The sequence below is a fragment of the Mesorhizobium sp. M7A.F.Ca.US.002.01.1.1 genome, assembly GCF_004022955.1.
GTDB lineage: Bacteria > Pseudomonadota > Alphaproteobacteria > Rhizobiales > Rhizobiaceae > Mesorhizobium > Mesorhizobium ciceri.
This window is the reverse complement of the sequence record NZ_RZQE01000765.1, coordinates 1-1,876: the sequence shown is the minus strand read 5'-3', so window position 1 is coordinate 1,876 and position 1,876 is coordinate 1. Positions and strand designations below refer to the sequence as shown.

General features: G+C 58.8%; 3 protein-coding genes. All 3 read left to right on the top strand.

The annotated features are described in order from the left end of the window. On the top strand, nt 1–251 hold a 251-nt coding region (locus tag EN932_RS38565; RefSeq protein WP_206526358.1), incomplete at its 5' end, for a hypothetical protein. A 144-nt stretch (nt 252–395) separates the two neighbouring features. Further along, nucleotides 396–1,139 carry a hypothetical protein gene (locus EN932_RS35195; RefSeq protein WP_245483389.1) on the top strand — a complete coding sequence of 248 codons (744 nt, stop codon included), beginning with the start codon at nt 396–398 and terminating at the stop codon, nt 1,137–1,139. Further along, nucleotides 1,136–1,834 carry a hypothetical protein gene (locus EN932_RS35190; protein ID WP_063170680.1) on the top strand — a complete coding sequence of 233 codons (699 nt, stop codon included), beginning with the start codon at nt 1,136–1,138 and terminating at the stop codon, nt 1,832–1,834. Before EN932_RS35195 ends, EN932_RS35190 begins: the two co-directional genes overlap by 4 nt. Nucleotides 1,835–1,876: the final 42 nt, after the last annotated feature.

Genomic DNA, 1,876 nt, shown 5'->3' with positions numbered 1-1,876 from the left:
TGCCGAAGATGACGGGCCTGCAGCTATCGAATACGATCAAAGGCCAGTGGCCGAACGTACCCGTCATTATAGCAACGGGCTACGCCGAACTCCCGGGGACTCGCGACATCAAAATTCTCAGCAAGCCATTCACGGAAAAGGAGCTAGCGAGCGCGATAACATCTGTTCGCTTTATTTGGGCCCCGGCCCGGCCAATGTTCCGTCGAGCCAAACGAAATACCGTCGCTCACGGTTGCTTGACTCCGGCCTGACTGCAACAATATCCCGACTGTGGCGCTCTGGCCTTGCACGATCGCCATCGCGGCGGGTTGATCCATTTACCTGGGGTCTACCGCCAGCCGCGCAACCTTGCATAATTCGGGCAAACTCACTTCCAACTGCAGAGTTACACTATGATGCCAATCTACATCGGGTACGACCCACGCGAAGCCCGAGTCCTCGAGGTGGCGCGATGGAGCGCCTTCCGCCGGACAAGCACGCCGTTGCAGATCCACCCACTGGTGCTCAAAGACCTTGAAGCCCAAGGAATCATGAAGCGACCGATGGAGGTACGTGACGGTAGGCTCTGGTGCCCGATCTCCGAGGCACCGATGGCGACCGAGTTTGCCATATCGCGCTTTGCCGTTCCGTTTATGCGGCAAGGCGGCTGGGCCATGTTCTGCGATTGTGACGTTCTTTTTCTGCAGGATCCCGTCAAGCTGCTCGACCTGGTCGATCCTTCCTACGCGATCATGGCGGTTAAGCACAGGCAACGCGAGTCTGAAGCCGTCAAGATGGACGGACAAACGCAGACGTTCTATCGGCGCAAGAACTGGTCGTCGGTCGTTTTGTGGAATCTAGACCATCCCGCCAACAAACGACTGACGAACGAAATGCTTAATACGTGGCCCGGACGTGACCTCCACGCCTTCAAATGGCTCGAGGATCATGAGATCGGGGAGTTGCCTCTGGCATGGAACTACCTCGTAGGGGCGTCGGCTTCCGAACTCGACCCCGCCGAGGTGTCGCTGGCGCACTACACGCTCGGCGGTCCCTGGTTTGCCGGTTGGTCGGGCGCCACACAATGGGACGAATTGTGGAGCCGAGAAGAAAGCATTCTGCGTGCGTTTGAGGAAAATGCGGTTCAGATCCCCGCATGAAACCTCCGCTTTCGGATCTCTTGCCCGTGCTCTCAAAGCCCATCCTCCGCTTGCCCAGGCTCACGGGTCCCGCCTTGGTCATGGGATCGGCGCCGAATTTTCGCCTCCCGTACGGACATGATGCCGGTTGGGCGCTTATAACCGTCAACGCTTCCCAGATTTTGGCGGAAACCTTTGGCCTCGCCGCTCCTGATATGGCGCTGATGCGTCGCGGCATTCTGGTTGGCCAAGGTGAGCAGGACTTCTACAAGCGTGACTTGCTAAAAGGGCGGCAGGCAAAGCATCTGATCGTCCCGATCTGGCCTGACGTGGAGGACAAGCTGAAAGCCGGCTGTCGCACCTTCGATTATCGTTACGAGACCTTGCAGGCGCTTACCAGGTGGCAGCTTGCCAACATCGTCTGGCGGCTTAGCGGCAAATTTCACGTATCCCGCGGCTGGCACCGGAACATCTCCACGGGGGCTTTCGCTGTCATGCTTGCGCGTTTCGCCGGCTTCGCTCCGGTTGTGGTCAGCGGGTTTTCCCTGTCTCAGGCCGGGCATGGATACGATAGCCGAAACGCCTTCCGATATCATGCCGACGAAGATGCGGATTTGCTTCGGCGGGTGGCGAGAAGAGGCGAGCCCATCTACGCGGAAGATAGAGACTTCGCCAGAGAAAGCGGATTGCCGCTTTGGCAGGGACAGACGCCATGACCACGCCATCCGCAGACCGACAGGCCCCGGTTCCGCTCCTCC

What these genes read in the sequence shown, in the direction of transcription:
- EN932_RS35190 (WP_063170680.1), top strand. Translation starts at nt 1,136, where the DNA reads ATGAAACCTCCGCTTTCGGATCTCTTGCCCGTGCTCTCAAAGCCCATC.
- EN932_RS35195 (WP_245483389.1), top strand. Translation starts at nt 396, where the DNA reads ATGCCAATCTACATCGGGTACGACCCACGCGAAGCCCGAGTCCTCGAG.